Raw genomic sequence first — 9,815 nt, forward strand, 5'->3', positions numbered from 1 at the left:
TGCGGCAGACGGTGTTGCTGGGTGAGGTCACCGGGCGGCTGCTGGATGGTGGGCTGCGGGTGTTCGTGGAGATGAGTCCGCATCCGGTGCTGGGGTTTGTGCTGGGTGAGTCGATCGAGGCGGCCGGTGTGGACGGCGTCGCGATCGGGTCGCTGCGGCGTGATGAGGGTGGTCTGGGGCGCTTCCTGCGGTCGGTGGGCGAGGCGTATGTGGCGGGTGTGGAGGTGGACTGGTCGGCCGCGTTCGACCAGGCCGGCACCCGGCACGTCACCCTGCCCACGTACCCCTTCCAGCACCAGCGCTACTGGCTCGACGCGGGTGAAAGGCCCACGCAGGCCGACCCGGTCGACGCCGCGTTCTGGGCCGCCATCGACGCCGGAAACACCGGCTCGCTCGCCGATGACCTGCACCTGGACGCCGCCGTGCTGGAGCAGGTGGTGCCCGCGCTGTCGTCCTGGCGGCGGCGACGCCACGACCAGTCCGTCGTCGACGGATGGCGCTACCGTCTCGACTGGGAGCGGGTGAACCCCGGCTCCCACACGGCTTCCGGTACCTGGCTGGTGGCGCTCGGCGCCGAGCGAAGCACCCTCGCCGACACGATCCTCGGCGGCCTGACCGAACACGGCCTGCGCGTCCTCCGCGTCGAGGCCGACGGCCATGACCGCGAGCAACTCGGCGCACTGCTGCCGGACGAGCCGGTGGCCGGTGTCCTCTCGCTCCTCGCGCTCGACGACCGCCCCCACCCCGTCCACTCCACCTGGTCACAGGGCGCGATCAACACCGTCGCCCTGGTGCAGGCACTCGGCGACGCGGGAATCACCGCCCCTCTCTGGGCAGTGACCTCCGGTGGCGTCGCGGTGGTCGACTCCGCCGAGCTGACGAGCGAACTCCAGCACGTGATGTGGGGTGTCGGCACGGTGCTGGCACTGGACCACCCGGACACCTGGGGCGGGCTGGTCGACCTGCCCGCCGACGCCGATGGCCGGGCGATCGGCCTGCTCTGCGCGGCGCTGGCGGCGGCAGACGGCGAGGACCAGCTCGCTGTTCGTACCGACGGTCTGTACGCCCGTCGCATGCTGCGCGCGCCCCTGGACGGCCCGCCCGTCACCCCCTGGACACCACGCGGAACCGTACTGATCACCGGTGGCACGGGTGGTACCGGAGCGCATGTGGCCCGGTGGGTGGCCGAGCAGGGCGCCGGACATCTGATCCTGACCAGCCGCCGTGGCACCGACGCCCCGGGCGCCGCCGAACTCCGCGCCGAGCTGGAGGAACGGGGCGCACAGGTGACCATCGCCGCCTGCGACGTCGCCGACCGGGACGCCGTGGCCGGGCTGCTCGACCTCGTCCCCGACGAACACCCCCTGACCGCCGTACTGCACCTCGCCGGGGCCAACCAGACCGAGGCGCCGCTGTCCGAACTCGACGTGGAGCAGTTCGTCGAGATGGGCCGCGCCAAGATCGCCGGGGCCCGGCACCTCGACGAGCTGTTGGCCGATCGCGAGCTGGACGCGTTCGTGCTGTTCTCCTCCGGCGCCACCGCCTGGGGCAGCTCCGGCCTCACCTCGTACGCCGGTGCCAACGCCTACCTCGACGCCCTGGCCCACCGCCGCCGCGCCCGAGGCCTCACCGCCACATCGATCGCCTGGGGGGCCTGGGCAGGCGGTGGCATGGTGGACGAGGCGATGGCGGCCGAGATGACCCGGCTCGGTGTCATCCTCATGGACCCCCAACTCGCCGTCTCCGCCCTGGTGCAGGCGGTCGAGTACGACCGGACCCATCTGGTCGTCGCCGGAATCGACTGGAGCCGCTTCGCCCCGACGTTCAGCCTGGCACGGCCGCGGCCGCTGCTGCGCGGCCTTCCGGAGGTCACCGCGTTGCTGGCGGCCACCGGCGAGGACGAGCCGGACGCCGTCGCCTCCGCACTCCGTGCCCAGCTGCTGGAACTGTCCGAGGCCGAGCAGCGGCGGACGCTGACCGACCTGGTGCGCGGGGAGGCGGGTTCGGTACTGGGACACGCGGACCGCGACACCGTGGTGGCGGAGCGGGCGTTCAAGGAGATCGGGTTCGACTCGGTCACGGCGGTGGAGCTGCGTAACCGCCTGGCCGGTGCCACCCGGCTGCGGCTGCCCGCCACCTTGGTCTTCGACTACCCGAACCCGGTGGCGCTGGCCGAGTATCTGCGTACGGAACTCCTTGGCGAGGCTGCGTCTGCTGCGTCTGCTGCGTCTGCTGCGTCTGCTGCGTCTGCTGCCTCTGCCGCCTCTGCGGCTTCTGCGGCTTCCGCGGGTGAAACGGGCTCAGCTGCTGACGACCCCATCGCGATCGTGGCGATGAGCTGCCGACTGCCCGGTGGGGTACGGACGCCCGAGGAGCTGTGGACACTGCTGTCCGAGGGGCGCGAAGGGGTCCGCGACTTCCCGACCGACCGAGGCTGGGACCTGGAGAACCTCTTCTCCGACGACCCGGACGCCGCAGGCACCTCCTATGTGCGTCGTGGCGGCTTCCTGCACGACGTCGCGGCCTTCGACGCAGGTTTCTTCGGCATCAATCCCCGCGAGGCACTCGCCATGGACCCGCAGCAGCGGCTCCTGCTGGAAACCTCGTGGGAGGTCTTCGAACGGGCCGGAATCGACCCGACGTCCATGCGGGGCAAGGACGTTGGCGTGTTCACCGGCATGGGATCGCAGGACTACACCCCGCGCCTCGGTGGCGGCGCCGAGGGCACCGAGGGGTACGCGCTGACCGGTAGCGCGGGCAGTGTCGCCTCCGGGCGCGTCTCCTACGCGCTGGGACTCGAAGGGCCCGCGCTCACCATCGACACCGCGTGCTCGTCGTCATTGGTGGCGGTGCATTCCGCGGCCCAGGCCCTGCGGACCGGCGAGTGCTCGATGGCCTTGGCCGGAGGCGTCGCTGTGATGTCCACCCCGGGCGTGTTCGTGGAGTTCTCGCGTCAGCGCGGCCTGGCCCCGGACGGCCGCTGCAAGGCGTTCGCCGACGGCGCGGACGGCACGGGCTGGGCCGAGGGCGTCGGGCTGCTGTTGCTGGAGCGGTTGTCGGACGCGCGGGCGAACGGGCACCAGGTGCTGGCCGTGGTGCGGGGCAGTGCGGTCAACCAGGACGGTGCCTCGAACGGTCTGACGGCGCCGAACGGCCCGTCGCAGCAGCGGGTGATCCGGCAGGCACTGGCGAACGCGGGCGTGTCGGCCGCCGATGTCGATGCGGTGGAGGCGCACGGGACGGGTACGTCGCTGGGGGACCCGATCGAGGCGCAGGCGCTGATTGCCACGTACGGCCAGGAGCGTGCCGAGGACCGGCCCCTGTGGCTGGGAGCCCTGAAATCCAACATCGGCCACACCGGGGCCACGGCGGGTGTGGCCGGTGTGATCAAGATGGTGGAGGCGATGCGGCGGGGTGTGCTGCCCAAGACGCTGCATGTGGACGAGCCGACGGCACAGGTGGACTGGTCTGCGGGCGCTGTGGAGTTGTTGAGGGAGGCGCGTGAGTGGCCGGAGGCGAACAGGCCGAGGCGCGCAGGTGTGTCGGCATTCGGTATCGGTGGCACGAACGCGCATGTGATTCTCGAGTCCGTCGAGGACGACGTTCCTGAGCGCGTGGTGTCCTCCGATGGTGTGGTGCCGTTGGTGGTGTCGGCGAAGTCTGCGGATGCGTTGGGTGCGCAGGCGGATCGGCTGGGGGCGTATCTGGAGGCTCACCGGGGGGTGGGTCTGGCGGATGTGGCGTTCTCGCTGGTGTCGTCGCGGGCGCGTTTTGATCACCGTGCGGTGGTGGTGGCGGAGTCCGTTGATGAGGCGCGGGGTGCGCTGGGGGCGGTGCGTGGTGAGGAGGTGGTCGCTGGTCGGTTGGGTGTGGTGTTTACGGGTCAGGGGTCGCAGCGGGTGGGGATGGGGCGTGGGTTGTATGCGTCGTATCCGGTGTTCGCGGAGGCGTTCGACGAGGTTTGCGCGGCCGTTGACGGGCACCTGGGGCGGTTGCTGAAGGATGTGGTGTTCGGCGAGTCCGAGCTGCTGGATCAGACCGGATTCGCGCAGCCTGCGTTGTTCGCCGTCGAGGTCGCACTGTTCCGCCTGGTCGAGTCGTGGGGCGTGCGGCCGGACTTCGTTGCCGGGCATTCGATTGGTGAGGTCGCGGCGGCGTTTGTGGCGGGTGTGTGGTCGCTGGAGGACGCTGCGGCGCTGGTGGTGGCGCGGGGTCGGTTGATGCAGGCGCTGCCCGAGGGCGGTGTGATGGTGGCTGTCGAGGCCACCGAGGACGAGGTCGCTCCGCTGCTGACGGATGGCGTGAGTATTGCGGCGATCAACGGGCCGAGGTCGCTGGTGTTGTCCGGGGTCGAGGACGCGGTGATGGCGGTCGCTGGAGGTTTTGAGGGCCGCCGGGTCAAGAAGCTGCGGGTGTCGCATGCTTTCCACTCGCCGTTGATGGACGGGATGCTGGATGATTTCCGCCAGGTCGTGGCCGGGCTGAGCTATGTCGCGCCGCGTCTGCCGGTGGTGTCGAACCTGACGGGTGAGCTGGCCGACCCTGCGCGGTTGTGTTCGCCGGAGTACTGGGTTGAGCACGTGCGGGGCACGGTTCGCTTCGCCGATGGGATCCAGGCTCTGCGGGGGCAGGGCGTGGCCACGTTCTTGGAGCTGGGTCCCGATGGTGTTCTGACCGCGATGACCGGCGAGGGTGGCATACCGTCCCTGCGCCGCGATGTGGCTGATGAGCGTAGGGCGCTGCTGACGGCCGTAGGACGGCTGCACACGCGCGGCGTGGCGGTGGACTGGGAGGCGGTGTTCGCGGGGACGGGTGCGCGCCGCGTCGATCTGCCGACGTACGCCTTCCAGCGGGAGCACTTCTGGCTGGCCGCGACCGCACTGGCGACGAGCGATGTTTCGATGGATCATCCGCTGCTCAGCACCGTGGTGGCCGTTCCGGACACCGGCGGTGTGCTGTGCACCGGTCGGTTGTCGTTGAGCGCACAGCCGTGGCTCGCCGATCACCTGGTGTCGGGTGTGCCCGTCGTACCCGGGGCCGCGCTGGTCGAGTTGGCGCTGCGCGCGGGTGACGAGATCGGCGCCGGGGCCCTGTCGGAGCTGGTGAGCGAAGCTCCGCTCGTGCTCCCGGAAACGGGCTCGGTACGGGTACAGGTCTCGGTGGGCGCTTCGGACGATGCGGGTGAGCGGCCGGTGAGTATCTACTCCCGGCCCGGCAAGGGCGATGCGCCCTGGACCCGTCACGCGACCGGGACACTGGCGACCGCCGAGGCGGCGCGCCCCTCCACGGACACGGGCGTATGGCCTCCAGCCGACGCGGAGCCCGCCCCGGTCGAAGGCCTCCCCGGGGAGGTGCGTCAGCTGTGGACTCGCGGCACCGATGTCTTCGCCGAGATCGGGCTCGGCGCGCGGCACACCGGCGCTGCCGGGCGTTTCGGCATCCACCCGGCGCTTCTGGAAGCTGCGGCACAGGCCGCCGGTCTGCCGGGTCGGGCTGCCGAATGGCGTGGTGTGACCCTGCACGCCACCGACGCGTCGGAGCTGCGGGTACGACTGTCGCCCACCGGCCCCGCGTCGATGGCGATGGACATCGCCGATGCGGGAGGAGCGCCGGTCGCGTCGGTGGCCTCGCTCGTACTGCGGGAGATCGCCGATGAGGAGCTGAAGACGACGGCCGGACGCGACGCGCTGTTCCGCGTCGAGTGGTCGCAGGTGGTGGCCCGGCCTGAGGGGGATGGCGTCGGCGCCAGCGGCATCGGAGATGTGACGTTCCTCGAAGCCACGTCCTCCCAGGACGGAGCCGAAGGTGTGCACGCGCTCGTCGCGCACGTGCTGTCCGGGTTGCAGGCATTCCTTGCTACCTCCGCCTCTCCCGCGAACCGTCTGGTGGTGGTGACGCGGGGCGCGGTCGGGGTGTCCGGCGACGCGGAGGTGAGCGACCCGGCGGGTGCCGCGGTGTGGGGTCTGGTGCGCTCGGCACAGGCGGAGAATCCGGACCGCATCGTGCTGATGGACGTGGACGTGGACGACGAGCAGCCCTCCGATGAGGTGCTTGCGGGGGTGCTGGCTTCAGGCGAGCCGCAGGTGGCGCTGCGGGCGGGGAACGTCTACGCACCGCGGCTGGCCAGGACCACCGCGACCTCCGCCCCGGTCGGTGCGGAGCGGGTGCTGAACCCCGAGGGCACGGTGCTGATCACTGGTGGCACCGGGACACTGGGCGGTGTGGTCGCCCGTCATGTGGTGTCCGTCCACGGGGTGCGCCATCTGGTGCTGGTCAGCCGCCGTGGACCGGCGTCGGCAGGCGCCGAAGAGCTGAAGACCGAGCTGGAAGGGCTCGGGGCGAGCGTCGCACTGGTCGCGTGCGATGTGGCGGATCGCGATTCCCTGCGGACGGTGCTGGAGGGCGTGCCCGAGGGCAGGCCCTTGACCGGTGTGGTGCACACCGCGGGTGTGCTCGACGACGGTGTGATCGCGAGCCTGACCCCGGACCGCCTGGGCGGGGTGTTCCGGCCGAAGGTCGATGCGGCATGGGTGTTGCACGAGCTGACCGCCGGACTCGACCTCGACGCGTTCGTCCTGTATTCGTCCGCGTCCGGCATGATCGGTGGCCCGGGGCAGGGCAACTACGCGGCGGCCAACGCCTACTTGGACGCCTTCGCGCGGTGGCGCCGGGCGCAGGGGCTGCCCGCGGTGTCCCTGGCCTGGGGCCAGTGGGCCGAGTCGAGTGCCATGACAGGGACGCTGGGCGCAGCGGATCTGGCCCGGTTGAGCCGTGCTGGTATCAAGCCCCTGGCCTCCGCAGAGGGCATGGCCCTGTTCGACGTCGGGCTGCTCGGCGAGGACGCGGTGCTGGCGCCCGTGAAGTTCGACTTCGCCTCCCTGGCGGAACAGGCGGGGGCGGACCGCCTGCCACCGATGCTGCGCGGTCTGGTGCGTCGGCCTCGTCGCACCGCGGGCGCGAGTGGCGGCGCCACGGCCGCGGTGGGCGCGTCCCTGGCCGACCGTCTGGCGTCAATGCCCGCGCCGGAGCAGCGGCGCGTCCTGGTGGAACTCGTACGCGGTGACGCGGCGACCGTCCTCGGCCGACCGGGCAGGGACGTCATCGCGCCGGACCGTGCCTTCAAGGACATCGGGTTCGACTCTCTCACCGGCGTGGAGCTGCGCAACCGGCTCGCGGCCGCTACCGGGCTGACCCTGCCCGCCTCAGCGGTGTTCGACCATCCGACCCCTGTCGCTCTCGCCGAGTATCTGTTGGGCCAGCTGGTCACTGCTGAGGTGTCCGTCCTGTCCGAACTCGACCGCATGGAAGCGGTGTTCGGCGCCGCGTCCCTGGACGACACGGTGAAAACGCAGGTGGCCAAGCGCCTCCAGGCCCTGGCCACCAGGTGGGCGTCGTCCGGCGGCGCCTTCGAGGCCGATGAGGAGTTCGACTTCGAATCCGCCTCCGACGACGAGCTGTTCGACTTCGCCGAGAGCGAGCTCGGCTCCTCGTGACCGCTGGCGCCACCGCCCGAACCTCCTGAGGAAGAGACTTTCCCATGACGAACGACGACAAGCTCCGCGGCTACCTCAAGCGTGCGCTCGCCGACCTTTCGCAGGCCCGTACGCGGCTGCGTGAGATCGAGTCCGAGAAGACGGACCCGATCGCGATCGTGGCCATGAGCTGCCGTCTGCCGGGCGGGGTCGCCTCGCCCGAGGACCTGTGGGAGCTGGTCGCCGGTGGTACCGATGGCATCGGCCCCTTCCCGTCCGACCGGGGCTGGGACATCGAGGGCGTCTTCGATCCGGACCCCGAGCGCTCCGGGAAGTCCTACGTCAGGGAAGGCGGCTTCATCGACGGTGCCGCGGACTTCGACGCGGCGTTCTTCGGGATCAGTCCGCGTGAGGCGTTGGCGATGGATCCGCAGCAGCGGCTGTTGCTGGAGACCTCGTGGGAGGTGTTCGAGCGGGCCGGTATCGACCCGGCCACGCTGCGCGGACGCAGTGTGGGCGTGTTCGCCGGGACGAAGCCGCAGGACTACATCCCCAGCCTTGAGGGCGGCGAGGAGGGCGCCGAAGGCTATGCGCTCACGGGCAGCGCGGGCTCCGTCGCCTCGGGGCGCGTGGCCTACAGCTTCGGTTTCGAAGGTCCGGCGGTCACCATCGACACGGCATGTTCCTCGGCGCTGGTGGCGATCCACCTGGCTGCGCAGGCGCTGCGCTCGGGCGAGTGTTCGCTGGCGCTGGCCGGTGCCGTCGCGGTCATGGCCACCCCGGGTGCCTTCGTCGCGTTCTCCCGGCAGCGGGGGCTGGCCCCGGATGGTCGGTGCAAGGCGTTCGCGGGGGGTGCGGATGGTACGGCGTGGGCCGAGGGTGTCGGGCTGCTGTTGCTGGAGCGGTTGTCGGACGCGCGGGCGAACGGGCACCAGGTGCTGGCGGTGGTGCGGGGCAGCGCGGTGAACCAGGACGGTGCCTCGAACGGTCTGACGGCGCCGAACGGCCCGGCGCAGCAGCGGGTGATCCGGCAGGCTCTCGCCAACGCCGGCCTCATCGGCACGGACGTCGACGCGGTGGAGGCGCATGGGACGGGTACGTCGCTGGGGGACCCGATCGAGGCGCAGGCGCTGATTGCCACGTACGGCCAAGGGCGCACCGCGGACCGCCCCCTGTGGCTGGGCTCGTTGAAGTCCAACATCGGCCACACCCAGGCGACGGCCGGAGTCGCCAGCGTCATCAAGATGGTGGAGGCGATGCGGCGGGGTGTGCTGCCGAAGACGCTGCATGTGGATGAGCCGTCGCCGCAGGTGGATTGGTCCGCGGGTGCGGTGGAGCTGTTGACGGAGGCGCGTGAGTGGCCGGAGGTGGATCGGCCGAGGCGTGCGGCGGTGTCGTCGTTCGGTATCAGCGGGACGAACGCGCATGTGGTGCTGGAGTCCGTTGAGGACGAGGTTGCTGAGCGTGTGGTGTCCGAAGGCGTGGTCCCGTTGGTGGTGTCGGCGAAGTCTGCGGACGCGCTGGAGGCACAGGTAGGGCGGCTGGCGTCGTATCTGGACTCCGACCGCGACGTAAGCCTTGCTGATCTGGGCTTTTCCTTGGCGGCGTCGCGGGCGCGTTTTGATCACCGTGCGGTGGTGGTGGCGGAGTCTGTCGAGGAGGCGCGGGGTGCGCTGGGGGCGGTGCGTGGTGAGGAGGTGGTTTCTGGCCGGTTGGGTGTGGTGTTCACGGGTCAGGGGTCGCAGCGGGTGGGGATGGGGCGTGGGTTGTATGCGTCGTATCCGGTGTTCGCGGAGGCGTTCGACGAGGTATGTGCGGCCGTTGATGGGCTGCTGGGGCGGTCGCTGAAGGATGTGGTGTTCGGCGAGTCCGAGCTGTTGGATCAGACCGGATTTGCGCAGCCTGCCTTGTTCGCCGTCGAGGTGGCGCTGTTCCGCCTGGTCGAGTCGTGGGGCGTGCGGCCGGACTTTGTCGCGGGGCATTCGATTGGTGAGGTCGCGGCGGCGTTTGTGGCGGGTGTGTGGTCGCTGGAGGATGCGGCGGCGTTGGTGGTGGCGCGGGGTCGGTTGATGCAGGCGCTGCCCGATGGTGGCGTGATGGTGGCTGTCGAGGCCACCGAGGACGAAGTCACTCCGCTGCTGACCGAGGGCGTGAGTATTGCCGCGATCAACGGCCCGGCATCGCTGGTGCTGTCCGGGGTCGAGGACGCGGTGATGGCGGTGGCCGGGCGTTTTGAGGGCCGCCGGGTGAAGAGGCTGCGGGTGTCGCATGCCTTCCACTCGCCATTGATGGACGGAATGCTGGATGACTTCCGCCAGGTCGTGGCGGGCCTGACGTATGCCG

1 protein-coding gene and 1 pseudogene are annotated in these 9,815 nt (G+C 70.7%); both read left to right on the plus strand.

Annotation, left to right across the window (positions count from 1 at the left end; translation table 11 throughout):
• Window positions 1-11 precede the first annotated feature (11 nt).
• Window positions 12-7,493 carry an SDR family NAD(P)-dependent oxidoreductase gene (locus tag ACZ6CL_RS42400; protein ID WP_468946800.1) on the plus strand — a complete coding sequence of 2,494 codons (7,482 nt, stop codon included), beginning with the start codon at window positions 12-14 and terminating at the stop codon, window positions 7,491-7,493.
• Window positions 7,494-7,537: 44 nt separating this feature from the next.
• Window positions 7,538-9,815: pseudogene (locus ACZ6CL_RS42405) on the plus strand (type I polyketide synthase); the annotation flags it as partial.

The organism is Streptomyces sp. NPDC041200 (genome assembly GCF_055591805.1).